We start from the raw sequence: 16,138 nt of genomic DNA, 5'->3' as shown, positions 1-16,138 counted from the left end.
CAGCGGCCGGCCCCGGCCGGATCCTCGAGAACCCGCCCTCCGCGGCCCCACTGAGGCCCAGCGCTGGCGGTAGCCTGCGACCACGGGCGACGGGGCACCGCCGTCGCCGTCGAGGAGGACACCATGGGACTGGGCTGGATCGGCGCCCCCGAGCACAACCGCTGGCTCTCCGACGAGACCCACGCGCTCCTGCGCTACGCGCGCGCCGCGACCGTGCCGGCCGGTTTCGGCTGGATCGGGGAGGACGGCGTCGTCGACGAGTCCCGCCCCGTCGAGCTCTGGATCACCGGGCGCATGACCTTCGCCTTCTCCCTCGGCGTCCTCATGGGGATCCCCGGCTGCCGTCGCTACGCCGACCACGGCGTCAAGGCCCTGAGCACCGCCCTGCGCGACCACGAGCACGGCGGCTGGTACTCCGCCATCCGCCACGAGCTCGACGCCGACGGCCACGGCGTCCCCGCCGACCCCGAGGGCCGCAAGGAGTGCTACCAGCACGCCTTCGTCCTCCTCGCCGCCGCCGCGGCCACCGCCGCCAACCGCCCCGGCGCCACCGAGCTCCTCCGCGACGCCATCGAGTGCCAGGACCGCTACTGGTGGGACGAGGAGTTCGGCATGCCGATCGAGTCCTACGCGGTCGACCTCACCGACCCCGAGGACTACCGCGGCATCAACGCCGCCATGCACACCGTCGAGGCCTACCTCGCCACCGCCGACGTCACCGGCGACGAGCGCTGGCTCGCCCGCGCCGTCCAGATCATCGACTTTGCCGTCAACGTCCAGGCCCGCGCCAACGGCTGGCGCATCCCCGAGCACTACGACACCTCCTGGCACCCCCTCCTCGACTACAACCGCGACCAGCCCGCCCACCCCTTCCGCCCCTACGGGGTCACCCCCGGGCACGGCCTGGAGTGGTCCCGCCTCACCGTGCAGGCCCGCGCCTCCCTCGTCGCCCGGGGCCTGCCCACGCCCGACTGGATGCTCGACGCCGCCGAGGAGCTCTTCGACCGCGCCCGCACCGACGGGTGGCGCGTCGACGGCGGCCCCGGCTTCGTCTACACGACCGGCTTCGACGGCGAGCCCATCGTCCACGAGCGCATGCACTGGGTGGTCTGCGAGGGCGTGAGCGCCGCCGCCGCCATCCGCCGCGCCCTGCTCGACGACGGCCGCGGCGAGATCGAGGTCGAGCACTACGAGCACTGCTACCGCTCCTGGCTCGACTACGCCGAGCAGTACCTCATCGGCGAGCCGGGCACGTGGTGGCACGAGCTCGACCAGGCCAACGCGCCCTCGACCCGCACGTGGGCCGGGCACCCGGACGTCTACCACGCGCTCCAGGCCGTGCTCATGTCCCGCGTCCCCGTCCAGCCGGCCATCGCGCAGGCGCTGGCCGAGGGGCGCCTCGACGATCCCGCCACGCCGATGCGCCCTCAGGACGAGGGGCGTCGGCGCGGGCTCTTCGGTCGCGGCTGACGACGTCGCGGACAGGGTGAGGTCCGGCGCCCGGCCCACCCACGGGGTCCGATTCGGGTTCGGGCGGCCGGCGCGGTCCCCGGGCGGCGCCCCTGACGCCGGTGCTGAGCGGCGCACGCGGCGCCGTCGCACCCGGTGGTAGGGTCTCCCGCGCATGGAGAGGTGGCAGAGCGGCCGAATGCGGTGGTCTTGAAAACCGCTGTGCGCCTGGCGCACCGGGGGTTCGAATCCCTCCCTCTCCGCCGCTGACGGGGCCCCGTCCGACGTCTGACCTCAATGCCCGCCGGGCCATTCTCGGGACAAAGGTCCCCTCCGGCGTTACCGTGACCTGGATCCCGCCTCCGCCGATGACGTCGAGACCCCGCCACGGCGGTCGTGGGAGTCCCCGCGCGCACCCCGGCGCGCGCGCCCCTGATGACGTGAGGTCACCTCCATGAGCACACCCGTCCTCCACCAGCCCTCCAGCCTCTCCGAGGGGCAGCGGGCGACGCCGCCGTCGACCGGTGAGCGGCGCCGCCGCGTCCTCGGGCTCGCGATCGGCGTCGTCCTCGCCGTCGCCGCCTACCTCGCCATGCCCGCCGACGCGATCAGCACCGTCACCGCCGTCGCCGACCCCGAGGACGCCGCCTCCATGACGGAGTCCGGCCTGCGCCTCACCGCCGCCGTCGCCATCCTCATGGGCGCCTGGTGGATGACCGAGGCGATCCCGCTGGCCGCGACCGCCCTCGTCCCCCTCGTCCTCTTCCCGGTCCTCGGCGCCGACACCTTCAAGGACGCGGCCGCCCCCTACGCCTCCGGCACGATCTTCCTGTTCATGGGCGGCTTCATGCTGGCGCTGGCGATGCAGCGCTGGAACCTGCACCGGCGCATCGCGCTGCTCACCGTCCTCGCCGTCGGCACGCGTCCCAAGATGCTCGTCCTGGGCTTCATGCTCGCCACCGGCTTCATCTCCATGTGGGTCTCGAACACGGCGACCGCCGTCATGATGCTGCCCATCGGCACCTCGATCCTCGTCCTGACCGGCCAGCTCGAGGAGAAGGAGGGCGGGGCCCAGACGCGCTTCGCCACCGCCCTCATGCTCGGCATCGCCTACGCCGCCTCCATCGGCTCGCTGGGCACCATCATCGGCACGCCGCCCAACACCCTCCTCATCGCCTACCTCAAGGAGACCTTCGACCTCACCATCGGCTTCGGCCAGTGGATGATCATGGGTGTCCCGCTCGCCGTCGTCTTCCTCCTCGTGTGCTGGTGGCTCCTCACGAGCGTCCTGTTCGAGCCCGAGATGGAGGAGATCCCCGGCGGCAAGGAGGTCATCCGCGAGGAGCTGCGCAAGCTCGGGCCCTGGAGCGGGGGAGAGGTCGCCGTCGCCGTCATCTTCGTGGCCGCGGCGCTGTCCTGGTCCCTCATCCCGACGCTCCTGCCGGACTCCGGGATCACCGACGAGTCCATCGCGATGATCGTCGCGCTGGTGCTCTTCCTCGTGCCGGCGCCCGGTCGCGGCGGCGTGCGCCTCCTCGACTGGGCCACCGCCAAGGACCTGCCCTGGGACGTCCTCCTCCTGTTCGGCGGCGGCCTCGCCCTGTCCGCGGAGTTCTCCAAGCAGGGCCTGTCGGTCTGGATCGGCGAGGCGGCCAAGGGGCTGTCGGTGCTGCCCGTCGTCCTCGTCGTCGTCGCCGTGGCGGCCATGGTCATCTTCCTCACCGAGCTCACGTCCAACACGGCGACGGCCGCGGCCTTCCTCCCGATCATGGGCGGCGTGGCCGTCGGCATCGGCGTCGACCCGCTGCTGCTCGTCGTGCCCGTGGCGCTCGCGGCGACCTGCGCCTTCATGCTGCCGGTGGCGACGCCGCCGAACGCCATCGCCTTCGGCTCGGGCTACGTCTCCATGGGGTCGATGGTCAAGGCGGGCATCTGGCTCAACCTCATCGGCATCGTCCTCATCGGGCTCACGGTCTTCCTGCTCGGCGTGCCCGTGCTCGGCATCGGCCTCTGAGCCGACGGCGGCCGGGTCTCGGAGGCGCCGGACCCGGCCCGTGCGCGGGCCTCCGGACCCGGTCGGAGCCGGGCACTGCGCCACCGTCGACCCGCCGTCGACCTTTTGCCTCGCGGCCACGCGCTGGGGTAACCTGCGCAGGCCGACAAGGCGTCTGGAGACGTCGCATAGTGGCCTAGTGCGCTTTCCTGCTAAGAAAGTTGGGGATAAAACCCCTCGGGAGTTCGAATCTCCCCGTCTCCGCTGGTGGACCCCGGAACCGTTGAGGTTCCGGGGTTCTTCGCGTTCCGGGGCTGTGCCGAGACGGGCGCCCGGGGCCCACATGGGATCCGGCGCCGCCCGCCGCCGCCCGCGGACGCCCTCCGTGCCGCTCCGACGCCGAGCTCGTACCTTCCGCCCCGAGACCCACGGCAAGGGTGTGGGTCTCGGGACGAACGGTACGAGTTCGACGGGTTGGGCGCCGCTGGGCGCTGGGCCGACGTCGTGAGCCGGCTCGCCCCGCGGCATGAGTCCCCGCACTCCCGCCGCACCCGGACCCGGGACGGAGGTCCCGCACGATGCGCGTGCGGATCCGCCGGACCGCATGAGGTCACAGCCCCGTAACATCACAGACCGATAACGTTCCCTGTGATCGGGAGCACCCCGCCCCGTCACCCCTGCCCGGTGCCTCGCACGGACGTGCGACCCGGGCGTCCGTCTCACAGGAGGACACCGTGCGCCTGCACATCCCAGCACGGCGTGGGCTCGCCGTCGGCGCCGCCGCCATCACCCTGGCGGCGCTCGTCGCGCCCACCGCCGCAGCCGCGCCGACCACCACGTCGGACACCAGCCCGTCGGACAAGATCACCGCGAGCCTCACGCTCTCCGACGGCTCCCAGGCCGAGAACGTCCCGAACCGCTGGTTCGTCGAGCTCTCCTCGCCGTCGCAGTCCGAGGGCACCTCCGCGGCGACCATCACGAAGGAGCAGAACGACCTCAAGGACGCCATCGAGGACGCCGACATCGACGCGACCGTCACGCACGCATACGGCGAGCTGTGGAACGGCGTCTCCCTGTCCGTCCCGGACGACCAGGTCGAGGACCTCGCCGCCCTCCCCGAGGTCCGGTCCGTCCAGCCCGTCGTCATCATCCCGGAGTCCAAGGACGTCGTCTCCGACGACGGCGTCACCGCCGCCGAGGAGGCCGAGGGCGTCTCCGCCCCGCAGATGGTCAACGCCCTCGACATGACCGGCGCCGGCATCGCCCAGTCCCAGCTCGGCCTCACCGGCAAGGGCGTCAGGATCGGCATCATCGACTCCGGCGTCGACTACGACCACAAGGAGTTCGGCGGCTCCGGCGCCTCCGGCCCCGAGCCCTCCAACCCCTCCTGGGACGGCTCCACGAGCTTCCCGACCTCCAAGGTCAAGTGGGGCTACGACTTCGTCGGCAACGCCTACGGCGACAAGTCCCTCCCCGAGGACCAGGTCTACACCGCCAAGCCCGACGCCTTCCCGGACGACTGTGGCGGCCACGGCACCCACGTCGCCGGCATCGCCGCCGCCGACGGCGCCGAGGGCACCGATGAGATCCGCGGCGTCGCCCCCGACGCCGAGCTCGGCGCCTACCGCGTCTTCGGCTGCACCGGCTCCACCTCCTCCGACGTCATGGCCGCCGCCATGCAGATGGCCGCCGACCAGGGCATGGACGTCGTCAACATGTCCATCGGCGCCGACTACGTCGTCTTCTCCGACTACCCGACCGCCGTCTCCGCGGACGCCATGGCCGACAAGGGCATCGTCGTCACCGTCGCCCAGGGCAACATCGGCGACAAGGGCCGCTGGACCATGGGCGCCCCCGGCTCCTCCAACAAGGTCATCACTGTCGGCAGCGTCGACAACGTCATCGAGACGAACTACTACCTCACGGTGAGCACCAACGAGGGCGCGAAGTTCGCCTACGCGACGGGCTCCGGCTCCACCGCCGACGTCGTCCGCGACGACGACGCCTCCTTCCCGCTCGTCGCGGCCGGCGATCCCGCCGCCGACCTCGCTGCCGCCGAGCTGTGCGACCCCGTCGCCGACGGCGCCTTCGAGGGTAAGACCGTCATCATCCGCCGCGGCGGCTGCACCTTCCGCCAGAAGGTCCTGGGCGCCCAGGCGGCCGGCGCCGTCGGCGTCATCCTCGACAACAACACCGACGGCGTCATCTCCGCCGACCTCTCCGGCACCGACGGCCAGATCATCGACATCCCCGTCGCCTCCGTCTCCCAGGCCGACGGCGACGCCATCCGCGCCGCCCTCACCGACGACTCGACGCTGACCTTCACCACGCAGCACGCCGAGTTCCCCGTCGCCACGGCCGGCAAGGTCTCCGACTACTCCAGCTGGGGCCTCAACTCCGACCTCAGTCTCAAGCCCGACGTCTCCGCCCCCGGCGGCCTCATCTGGTCCACCTGGCCCATCGACCAGGGCGGCCCGTACAAGACGATCTCCGGCACCTCGATGGCGACGCCCTACACCGCCGGCTCCATCGCCCTCATCCTCCAGGCCCACCCGGAGATCAAGGACCTCAACGGCACCGCCGTCAAGGACGCCGTTGCCTGGCGCGTGCGCTCCACCGCCACGCCGCTGACGTGGGCCGGCGGCGACGACGCCTCCAAGCTCGAGCCCCTCGCCCGCCAGGGCGCCGGCCTCATCAGCGTCGACCAGGCCATCGAGGCCACCACCGAGGTTTCCCCGAGCGTCCTCAACCTCGGCGAGTCCAAGAACGGCCCCACCACCACCGAGGTCACGCTGACCAACCACGGCACGGACAAGCTCGTGTACACCCTCGGCCACACCGACGCCGTCACCATCACCGGCGTCTCCGCTGCCCCGACCGAGGGCACGGCCTCCCCGGCGACGGTCTCGACCGACGGCGCCTCGGTCACCCTCGCGGCCGGCGCCTCGGCGACGCTCAGCGTCACGATCACCGACCCCGAGGGCATCACGGACGGCGACTTCTACTCCGGCTGGGTCACCCTGACCCCGCAGGCCAACCCGTCCAACCTCACCGAGGTCGGCGACGTCCTGCGCATCCCGTACTCGGGCGTGGGCGGCAACCTCGCCGGCGCCGACGTCTTCGGCGTCCAGTCCGGCACCGGCCCCTACCTCGCCGACCTCAACGGCAAGGAGATCGACCCGGCGTCCTACGTCTACGGCGGCTCCGCCCTCGACAACGCCGGCGCCTACGAGGACCTCCCCGTCGTCCGCTTCGGCTACGACGTCCCCGTCCAGAAGTCCGAGCTCGCCGTCACCCCGGTCAACGCGGACGGCTCGCTGGGCGCCTCCCTCGGCGTCGTCGCCTCCTCCGGTGACTGGCACGCCCGCACCGAGACCAGCTACTACGTCTGGGACGGCCACTACGTCGTCGATGACGCGGTCCAGCAGGCGCCGTCGGGCCGCTACGTCCTCACCCTGCGGGCCCTGCCCGTCGGCGGCGTCGACGCCGTGGCCACCGACTGGGCCGAGTGGACGAGCGAGCCCCTCACCCTGGACTGGCGGACTGACGGCTACCTCGCCCAGGACCAGCTGACGGTGACGAGCCCCGCGGGCGCCGAGCCGCTCACGGACGACAACATCTTCACCAACGCCTCGGCCGAGGGCACCAAGGCCGACTACACGGTGTCCCTCGGCGGCACCTACAGGGTCTCCGCCATCCAGGTCACCCCGGACCAGGTCGCGACCGCCACGCGCCCCACCAAGGTCACCGTCTACACCTCGACCAACGGCAAGACCTTCAAGAAGGTCGCCACCGTGGGCCTGCCACTGACCGACACCAACGGCACGAACGCGACCGAGTGGGACCCGACCACCATCACCCTGCCGAAGGCGAGGAAGGCCCAGGCCATCAGGCTCGTCTTCACCAACGGCCAGGACGGCGCCACGACCACCTCGGTGGCCGAGGTCCGCGTGGTCGGGGAGAAGCAGGGCAAGAAGTGAGTCCGGTGCGCCGCTGAACGCGGCAGTCCAGCACCCGGGAGCCCGGGGCCGCCGACCCGGGTGTGTCCCTTAGCGTGGTGGCAATTCCCGCGGGGGCCGCTGGTCGAGGTGGCTGGGGGTCATCGCGGGTGTGATTCCGCCAAGAACCATCTGAAGGGACCCGCGATGACCCACCATCAGTCTGCCTTGTCCGCCTTGATCGGGGAACTCCTGGCCGACCCTGAGGCCTCACGCGACGAGATGTTCCGCCGTCTGCTGGCCGCCGGACTGCAGGACCTCATCGACGCCGAAGCCGAAGCGGTGATCGGCGCCTCCCGCTACGAGCGCACCCCGGATCGCATCACGCGCCGCAATGGGACGCGCTCCAAGACGGTGGCGACCACTGCCGGGGAGGTCGACCTGGCCATCCCCAAGCTGCGCCGGGGTTCCTTCTTCCCGTCCCTGCTGTCCCCGCGCAGGAGGGTCGACAAGGCCCTGTACGCGGTGATCGCCACCGCCTGGGTCGAGGGGGTCTCCACCCGCAAGGTCGATGACCTGGTCAAGGCCCTGGGCTGCGAGTCCGGCATCTCCAAGTCCCAGGTCTCACGGATCTGCGCCGACATCGACCAGACGGTCGGTGCCTTCCTGAACCGGCCTCTGGACCACACCTGGTTCCCCTACCTCTACCTGGACGCCACCTACCTCGACGTGCGCGTCGGACACCGCGTCGTCTCCCAGGCCACCGTCGTCGCGGTAGGGGTCTCCGCCGCCGGGCGCCGCGAGATCCTGGGCATGGCCGTGGGCGACAGCGAGTCCACCGACTTCTGGACCAGCTTCCTGCGCTCCCTGCGCGAGCGGGGCCTGGCCGTGTGCGGGCCCTCCCGGCCCGAGGGTGTCGCCCTGGTCGTGTCCGACTCCCACGCCGGCCTGAAGGCCGCCGTCAAGGCGATCCTGCCCGGCGCGGCCTGGCAGCGCTGCCGCGTGCACTTCGCCCGCAACATCACCTCCCGCCTGGGATCAGCACGCTCCAAGCCCGTCAACGCCCTCATCTCCACGGTGTTCGCCCAGACCAGCCCCCAGGCCGTGCGCGCCACCTACCACCAGGTCACCGACTCCCTGAGAGGCACCTTCCCGGACATCGCCGACATGCTCGAGGCCGCCGAGGCTGACCTGACCGCGTTCGCCGCCTTCCCCACCGAGCACTGGAAGAAGATCTGGTCCAACAACCCCATCGAACGCGTCAACGCCGAGATCAAGCGCCGCGCCGACGTCGTCCAGGTCTTCCCCAACCCAGACTCCGTGACCCGCCTCATCGGCGCCGTCCTGCTCGAGCAGCACGAGGAGTGGCAGTACGGCGAACGCCGCTACCTGTCCCAGACCTCCATGCAACGACTCACCCACACCCTCACCAACGACACCCAACCCCTGCCCCTGACCGCCTGAAAGAACACCACAACAAGGGACTTGACCCGCCGACCCGTCGGAGGCTCCGGGCTCCCGTGCGCCCGGGCGGGGAGGACGGCGCTGCACCGGCGCCGTCGAGCAAAGGCCGGCAGGCGGACGGAAGGCTGGCCGGAACGGGGGCCCCGCCGTCGTCGATCCTGGCGGAGCGGCGGCTAGCACGACGGGCGCCCCTGTGCTCAGGCTCACGGGATCTCGATTTGGCGGCGGATCTGGCGCCGAGTATGGTTCCTGCTTGTCGGCAACGACATGCGCCAGTAGCTCAATGGATAGAGCATCTGACTACGGATCAGAAGGTTGGGGGTTCGAGTCCCTTCTGGCGCACCAACGCCCCGTCATCGGCTGAACAGTCGGTCGCGGGGCGTTTTCCATTATCCGGCAGCCTCGGGGCACGGACGTGGGGCCGGGCTCGGACCTGGGGCTGCGGGGCCGGGTCGGCGGCGGGTCCGACGCCGTGACGCTGGTTCCGGGCGCGGCACCACCGGGCTGCGGGAGAATGACGCCATGCGCGACATCACCAAGGACACCCGCCTGTGCATCTCCCTGTCGGCGCGTCCGACGAACATCGGGACCCGCTTCCACAACCACCTCTACGAGAAGCTCGACCTCGACTTCGTCTACAAGGCCTTCTCCGCCACCGACATCCGTGACGCCATCGCCGGCGTGCGCGGCCTGGGCATCCGCGGCTGCTCCGTCTCCATGCCGTGGAAGGAGGACGTCATCGCCCTCGTCGACGAGATGACCCCCTCCGCCAGCGCCATCCACTCGGTCAACACCATGGTCAACGACGACGGCCGCCTCACCGCGTACAACACCGACTTCATCGCCATCCGCACCCTCCTCGACACGCACGAGGTCCCGCGCACGAGCGCCGCCGTCCTCGGCGCCGGCGGCATGGCCAAGGCTTGCGTCGCGGCGCTGGCCGACGCCGGCTTCGGCCCCGGCACCGTCATCGCCCGCAACGAGACGACCGGCCCGGCCCTCGCCGAGCAGTACGGCTGGAGCTGGGTGGCCTCGTCCGACGCCCTGCCCGACGGCGCCGGCGAGCTCCTCCTCAACGCGACCCCCGTCGGCATGGCGGGCGGCCCTGCCGAGCGCGACCTGCCGGTGGGGGAGGACCTCATCGCCGCGGCAGGCACGGTCTTCGACGTCGTCGCCTTCCCCTCGCGCACCCCGCTCGTGGCCGCCGCCGAGGCCGCGGGCAAGCGCGTCATCACGGGCGCCGAGGTCATCGCCCTCCAGGCCGCCGAGCAGTTCGCCCTCTACACGGGCGTGCGCCCCACGCCCGAGCAGGTCGCCGAGGCCTCCGCCTACTCCCGCTACTCCCGCGCCTGAGCCGCCTGCCCCCTCCCTGGTCGACCGGCAATGCACTGCTCGACCGCCTGATTTCCAGAAATCGGACGGTCGACGGGTGCACTGCCGGTCGACCGCCCCTCCGGGCGGGGTGGCCCGGGCTCGGGGCCGGTCGCCCGGGGCGAGGAGCCGCCGAAGTGTTATCGGCACCTCCTCCTCCGCACGGCCTCACTCATAGGTCCGTGGGGCACGATGAGGACGTACGCGATCGGGATGCCGTGGTCCCCCGTGCCCCGCGTGGCGCTGCCGGGCATCCCGATCGCCGTGTCCGCGCCCCTCACTCGTAGGCGCGCTCCTCCACGTGAAAGGCCACTCATGGCTCCCCTGTCCAAGCGCCTCGGCGCCGAGTTCCTCGGCACCTTCTGGCTCGTCTTCGCCGGCTGCGGCTCCGCCGTCCTCGCCGCGACCGCCTCCACCTCCACCGGCTTCCCGGTCGGCATCGGCTACCTCGGCGTCGCCCTCTCCTTCGGCCTGTCCGTCGTCACGATGGCCTACGCCGTCGGCGGCATCTCCGGCGGACACTTCAACCCCGCCGTCACCCTGGGCGTGGCCGTCGCCGGCCGCTTCCAGTGGAAGGACGTCCTGCCCTACTGGTGCACCCAGATCGTCGCCGGCCTCGTCGGCGGCGGCGTCCTCTACGCCATCGCGTCGGGCACCGACACCTTCGACGTCGCCGCGAACGGCTTCGCCGCCAACGGCTACGGCGCCCACTCGCCGTCCGGCTACGGCCTCGGCGCCGCCTTCCTGTGCGAGGTCGTCATGACCTTCATCTTCCTCATCGTCATCATCGGCTCGACCGACTCCCGCGCGAACGCCGGCTTCGCCCCGCTCGCCATCGGCCTCACCCTCACGATGATCCACCTGGTCTCCATCCCGGTCACCAACACCTCCGTCAACCCGGCCCGCTCCATCGCCGTCGCCTTCGAGGCCGGCAACGGCGCCGTCGGCCAGCTCTGGCTCTTCATCGTCGCCCCGCTCCTCGGCGCGGCCATCGCAGGCGCCGCCTACGCCTTCCTCGTGGGCCGCGACCCCGAGCAGTCCCCGGCCAAGCCGGTCGCCGAGAAGCAGGAGATCGACAACGTCTGAGGCCCGCCCTCAACCGCGCGTTCCGCGCGCTCGCAACGAGCACAGCGCCGCCCGTCCCCACCAGGGGGCGGGCAGCGCCGTCGTTCGGACCCGTTTCCTCCCGCCCCGGTCGTCGACCGTCAATGCACCCGTCGACCGTCTGATTCCTGGAAATCAGACGGTCGAGCGGTGCACAGACGGTCGACCACGGGGAAGGTGGTCGGGCATCCCCGCCAGAGCAGGGGCTTGCGTGCGCCGGTAGTCTTCCACGGTGAAGTTCCTCAACGGCCTGCAGCCCACCTTCGACCTGACCTACGACGACGTCTTCATGGTCCCGTCGCGATCCGCCGTCGGCTCCCGCACCGGCGTCGACCTCACCACGGACGACGCCACCGGCACCACCATCCCGCTCGTCGTCGCCAACATGACCGCCGTCGCCGGCAAGCGCATGGCCGAGACCGTCGCCCGCCGCGGCGGCATCACGATCATCCCGCAGGACATCCCTGTCGACGTCGTCATCGACACCGTCACCAAGGTCAAGGCCGCCTCCCTCGTCTACGACACCCCCGTCACCGTCAAGCCACACCACACCTGCGGCTACGCCCTCGGCCTCATCCCCAAGCGCGCCCACGGCGCCGCCGTCGTCGTCGACCCGGACACGAACCGCCCCGTCGGCATGGTCGACCTCTCCGACGTCACCGACGTCGACCGCTTCACCCAGGTCCGCGAGGTCATGAGCACCGAGCTGCTCACCCTCCCCGAGGATATCGACCCGCGCGAGGCCTTCGACCGCCTGCGCGCCGCCCGCCGCAAGCTCGCCCCCGTCGTCGACGCCGAGGGTCGCCTGGTCGGACTCCTCACCCGCTCCGGCGCCGTCCGCTCCACCATCTACACGCCCGCCACGGACGACGACGGCCGCCTGCGCGTCGGCGCCGCCATCGGGATGAACGGCGACCCGGCCGGCAAGGCCGCCGAGCTCGTGAGCGCGGGCGTCGACGTCATCGTCGTCGACACCGCCCACGGCCACCAGGACCGCATGATCGAGGCCGTCCGCGCCGTGCGCGCCGCCCTGCCCGACGGCTTCCCCATCGCTGCCGGCAACGTCGTCTCCGCCGACGGCGTCACCGACCTCGTCGAGGCCGGCGCGAGCATCGTCAAGGTTGGCGTCGGCCCGGGCGCCATGTGCACCACCCGCATGCAGACCGGCGTCGGCCGCCCGCAGTTCTCCGCCGTCCTCGAGTGCTCCGCGCAGGCCGCCCGCCTCGGTGCCCACGTCTGGGCCGACGGCGGGGTCCGCCACCCGCGCGACGTCGCCCTCGCCCTGGCCGCCGGCGCCTCCAACGTCATGGTCGGCTCCTGGTTCGCCGGCACCCACGAGTCGCCGGGGGACATGCAGCACGACGCCGACGGCCGCGCCTACAAGGAGTCCTTCGGCATGGCCTCGATGCGCGCCGTGCGCAGCCGCACGGAGGGGGAGGACGCCTTCGACCGCGCCCGCAAGGCCCTGTTCGAGGAGGGCATCAGTGCCGGCCGCATGTACATCGACCCGGCCCGCCCCGGCGTCGAGGACCTCATCGACAACATCATCTCCGGCGTGCGCAGCTCCTTCACCTACGCCGGCGCCCAGGACATCCCAGCCTTCCGCGAGCGGGTGATCGTGGGGCTGCAGTCGGCCTCCGGCTACCGCGAGGGCGCGCCGGTCCCGGTCAGCTGGTGAGAGCGTGAGCCGGCGCGCTCCCGCGCTCCCGACGTCCTGCCCCAACGGCAGTCGACCGTCTATGCACTGCTCGACCGTCTGATTTCCAGGAATCCGACGGTCGACGGGTGCATAGACGGTCGACCAGGGAGGGGCGTGCGGCGGTGAGCGCTGCTCAGGCGGCGGCCGCGGCGCCGGCCTCGAGGGCCTGGCGCAGGTCCGTTACGAGGTCCGCCGCGGTCTCGATGCCGACGCTGAGGCGCAGCAGCCGGTCCGTGAGGCCGTACTTCTCACGCGTCTCCGGCGGGACGTCCGCGTGGGTCTGGACGCTCGGGCAGGTCACGAGGGACTCCACGCCTCCCAGCGACTCGGCGAAGGTGAAGACCCGCACCGACTCGAGGAACACGGCGATGTCGACGTCCTGGGCCAGGTCGAAGGAGATCATCCCCGACCTGCCCGGGTACAGGACGCGGGTGACGTGCTCGCTGGACTCGAGGAAGGCGGCGACCTCCTTCGCGTTGGCCTCGTGCTTCTCCATGCGCAGGGCGAGGGTCTTCATGCCGCGCAGGAGGAGGAAGGAGCTGAAGGGGTCGAGCGTCGCGCCGGTCGTGTTGATCCGGTACTGGAGCCGCTCGCCCAGCCGCGGGTCCGCGACCACGATCGTCCCGGCGGAGACGTCGTTGTGCCCGCCGAGGTACTTCGTGCCCGAGGACAGGGCGACGTCGGCGCCGTGCTCGAGGGGGCGCAGGTTGACCGGCGTGTAGAAGGTGTTGTCGACGGCGAGGAGGGCCCCGGCGGCGTGCGCGAGCTCGGCGACGGCGTCGACGTCGAAGGTCGCCATCATCGGGTTCGTCGGCGTCTCGATGAGGACGAGGGCGGCCGGGGTCTGGAGGGCGGTGCGCAGCTCGTCCTCGCCGAAGACGAAGTCGACGTCGTAGGCGCCCTCCTCCTTGAGGACCTGCAGGTAGCGGAAGGAGCCGCCGTAGAGGTCCTCCAGCGCCACGATCCGGGAGCCGTGCTGGGCGAGGGCCTCGACGACCAGCTGGACCGCGGCCATGCCGGAGGAGGTCGCGAAGCCGGCGGCGCCGCCGTCGAGGCGGGCGAGGGCGTCCTGGAGGACGTCGCGCGTCGGGGTCGCGGTGCGGGCGTAGTCGTAGCCGGTGGACTGGCGCAGGCCGGGGTGACCGAAGGCGGTCGAGAGGTGGATCGGCGTCGTGATGGCGCCGGTGGTGGGGTCGGTGAGGGTGCCGACGTGCGACAGGAGCGTCTCGATGCCCCACTCGGGGGTGTCCTCGGCCCACGAGGGGTGGTGGTGGACCGGCACGGCCCGGATGTCGGAGCGGTCGTCGTAGGCGGGGATGCTCGCCTCGGGGGCGTCGGGACAGGCGGGGATGGGGTTCTCGTGCGTGGTCATCGTGTGCTCCTGAGCGTGTCGTGCGGTGCCAGTGTGGTCGTGGGGGAGGGACGGGGGATGGGGTGTCCGGGGACCGGAGGGCGGCGGGCCGGGCCCAGCGCGCGGATCGACCGATCTCGCGGTGAGGATGTCCCGATCTCGAGGTCAGGATGTCCCGATCTCGAGGTCAGGATGTCCCGATCTCGCGGGGTTGAGCCGTCGTCAGGCGGCGGAGCCGACGGCCGCGACGGCGGTGACGCCCTCGGCGGCCTCGGCGGCCCGGGCGCGGTTCGCCTGGCGGGCCAGCAGCGCCTCGACGCCGGCGGCGAGCCGGTCGAGGGCCTCGTCGAGCGTGGCGCGCGGGCAGGCGACGTTGATGCGCGTGAAGCCGTCGCCGCCGGCGCCGAAGATCGCGCCGTCGTCGAGCCAGAGCCCGGCCTCCTCCAGGATGAAGGAGTCGAGCTCGGAGTACTCCAGGCCGGCGGCGTCGAGCAGGCCCGAGCAGTCGAGCCACAGGAGGTAGGTGCCCTCGCAGGGGGCGACCTCGATGCCCGGGATCGCGGTGAGGCGCTCCTCGACGTGGGCGCGGGCGGCCGCGACGTGTTCGCGCAGCTCGTCGAGCCACGCGTCGCCGGACTCGTAGGCGGCGCGGCAGGCGACCAGGCCCATGGCGTTCGGCTGGGAGTAGCCGAAGCGGTTCAGCTCCGCCCGGAAGCGGGTGCGCAGGTCGTCGTCGGCGATGAGGATGTTGGCGTTCTGCAGCCCGGCGAGGTTGAAGGCCTTCGACGGCGAGGTGCAGGTGATCGTGCGCGCCAGCGCGTCCTGCGACAGGGAGGCGAAGGGCGTCGTGCGGTGGCCGGGGAGGGCGAGGTCCGCGTGGATCTCGTCGGCGACGACGATGACGTCGTGGCGGCGGGCGACCTCCGCGAGCTCGGTCAGCTCCTCGCGGCTCCACACGCGGCCGACCGGGTTGTGCGGGTTGCACAGGAGGATGAGCTTGGCGCCGGTGCGCGTCAGGGTCTCCTCGAGGGCGGGCGTGTCGCGGCGGTAGAGGCCGTCGGAGTCGCGGGTGAGCGGGACGGCAGCGACGACGCGTTCGCCCGCCTCAACGACCTCCCGGAAGGGGTAGTAGACGGGCTCCTCGATGACGACGGCGTCGCCGGGCTCGGTGAGGGCGCGCACCGCGAGGGCGAGGGCCGGGACGACGCCAGGGGTGACGACGTTCCAGGCCGGGTCGATCTCCCAGCCGTAGCGGCGCGCGAACCAGCCGACGAGCGCGGCGTCGTAGGCGCCGTCGGGGTCGGAGTAGCCGAAGATCCCGTGGCGCACCCGCCACAGGAGGGCGGAGGTGACGCCGGGGGCCGTCTGGTGGTCCATGTCCGCGACCCACAGGGGGAGCACGCCCTCGGGGCGGCCGCGCTGCGCGGTGAAGTCCCACTTGAGGGAGGCGGTGCCGCGGCGGTCGTGGACGAGGTCGAACTGGGAGAAGGACTCGGTGCCGCGGGAGCCGATGAGCGGGGTCCCGACGGGATAGTAGGGGTCGACGACGGAGTCGAAGGAGATCGAGGGCATGGCGTGTGGTCCTTGAGCTGGGCGCGCGTGCGGGCCTGCTCCGGGCGCCTCGTGGGGCCCGGGCGGCGTCGCAGGGAGTGGTGGTGCGCGCGTGGGTGACGGTGGTGTCGACGCGGGGGGCCGCCAGCGGCGGGGGCCCTGCGGAGCCTGTGAGCGGCGGGCTACCGGGCGCTCTGCTCTGACCGTTTCGGGGCTAC

General features: G+C 72.0%; 9 protein-coding genes and 3 tRNA genes. 10 read left to right on the top strand and 2 right to left on the bottom strand.

Going from position 1 to position 16,138, the window contains the following annotated elements:
* Positions 1–123 precede the first annotated feature (123 nt).
* From AXF14_RS04075 to AXF14_RS04030, 10 genes are all read left to right on the top strand, one after another.
* Positions 124–1,470, top strand: coding sequence for an AGE family epimerase/isomerase (locus tag AXF14_RS04075; RefSeq protein ID WP_067941050.1), 1,347 nt, complete (start codon positions 124–126; stop codon positions 1,468–1,470).
* Positions 1,471–1,626: 156 nt separating this feature from the next.
* Positions 1,627–1,712: transfer RNA gene (locus AXF14_RS04070), tRNA-Ser, on the top strand.
* 191 nt (positions 1,713–1,903) lie between these two features.
* Positions 1,904–3,463 (top strand): SLC13 family permease, encoded by a 1,560-nt coding sequence (locus tag AXF14_RS04065; RefSeq protein WP_067941048.1) that lies wholly within the window; start codon positions 1,904–1,906, stop codon positions 3,461–3,463.
* A 156-nt stretch (positions 3,464–3,619) separates the two neighbouring features.
* Positions 3,620–3,706, top strand: a tRNA-Ser gene (locus AXF14_RS04060).
* 470 nt (positions 3,707–4,176) lie between these two features.
* Positions 4,177–7,422, top strand: a complete 3,246-nt coding sequence (locus AXF14_RS04055) for a S8 family serine peptidase (protein ID WP_067941046.1) — start codon at positions 4,177–4,179, stop codon at positions 7,420–7,422.
* A gap of 165 nt (positions 7,423–7,587) precedes the next feature.
* Positions 7,588–8,844, top strand: a complete 1,257-nt coding sequence (locus AXF14_RS04050) for an IS256 family transposase (protein ID WP_067938833.1) — start codon at positions 7,588–7,590, stop codon at positions 8,842–8,844.
* Positions 8,845–9,113: 269 nt separating this feature from the next.
* Positions 9,114–9,189, top strand: a tRNA-Arg gene (locus tag AXF14_RS04045).
* 177 nt (positions 9,190–9,366) lie between these two features.
* Positions 9,367–10,197 (top strand): shikimate 5-dehydrogenase, encoded by an 831-nt coding sequence (locus AXF14_RS04040; RefSeq protein ID WP_067941044.1) that lies wholly within the window; start codon positions 9,367–9,369, stop codon positions 10,195–10,197.
* Positions 10,198–10,530: 333 nt separating this feature from the next.
* Complete coding sequence (aqpZ, locus tag AXF14_RS04035) at positions 10,531–11,301, top strand: aquaporin Z (protein ID WP_067941041.1); 771 nt, start codon at positions 10,531–10,533, stop codon at positions 11,299–11,301.
* Positions 11,302–11,551: 250 nt separating this feature from the next.
* Positions 11,552–12,997 (top strand): GuaB1 family IMP dehydrogenase-related protein, encoded by a 1,446-nt coding sequence (locus tag AXF14_RS04030; RefSeq protein WP_067941039.1) that lies wholly within the window; start codon positions 11,552–11,554, stop codon positions 12,995–12,997.
* A gap of 154 nt (positions 12,998–13,151) precedes the next feature.
* Here the strand turns inward: AXF14_RS04030 and AXF14_RS04025 are convergent, their stop codons facing one another.
* The gene (locus AXF14_RS04025) at positions 13,152–14,390 is read right to left on the bottom strand and encodes a PLP-dependent transferase (protein WP_084355339.1); all 1,239 of its coding nucleotides are present in this window, start codon (positions 14,388–14,390) and stop codon (positions 13,152–13,154) included.
* Between the two features lie 201 nt (positions 14,391–14,591).
* Positions 14,592–15,941 (bottom strand): MalY/PatB family protein, encoded by a 1,350-nt coding sequence (locus tag AXF14_RS04020; RefSeq protein ID WP_084355338.1) that lies wholly within the window; start codon positions 15,939–15,941, stop codon positions 14,592–14,594.
* Between the last annotated feature and the right edge of the window lie 197 nt (positions 15,942–16,138).

Origin of the sequence: Actinomyces radicidentis (genome assembly GCF_001553565.1) — a bacterium.
GTDB classification, from domain to species: Bacteria; Actinomycetota; Actinomycetes; order Actinomycetales; family Actinomycetaceae; genus Actinomyces; species Actinomyces radicidentis.
Note: the sequence above shows the minus strand (reverse complement) of the source record. Positions and strands in the feature narration are given on the sequence as shown.

Coding starts and splice junctions, on each gene's coding strand:
- AXF14_RS04020 (WP_084355338.1), bottom strand. CDS start 15,941: ATGCCCTCGATCTCCTTCGACTCCGTCGTCGACCCCTACTATCCCGTC.
- AXF14_RS04075 (WP_067941050.1), top strand. CDS start 124: ATGGGACTGGGCTGGATCGGCGCCCCCGAGCACAACCGCTGGCTCTCC.
- AXF14_RS04040 (WP_067941044.1), top strand. CDS start 9,367: ATGCGCGACATCACCAAGGACACCCGCCTGTGCATCTCCCTGTCGGCG.
- AXF14_RS04025 (WP_084355339.1), bottom strand. CDS start 14,390: ATGACCACGCACGAGAACCCCATCCCCGCCTGTCCCGACGCCCCCGAG.
- AXF14_RS04050 (WP_067938833.1), top strand. CDS start 7,588: ATGACCCACCATCAGTCTGCCTTGTCCGCCTTGATCGGGGAACTCCTG.
- aqpZ (WP_067941041.1), top strand. CDS start 10,531: ATGGCTCCCCTGTCCAAGCGCCTCGGCGCCGAGTTCCTCGGCACCTTC.
- AXF14_RS04065 (WP_067941048.1), top strand. CDS start 1,904: ATGAGCACACCCGTCCTCCACCAGCCCTCCAGCCTCTCCGAGGGGCAG.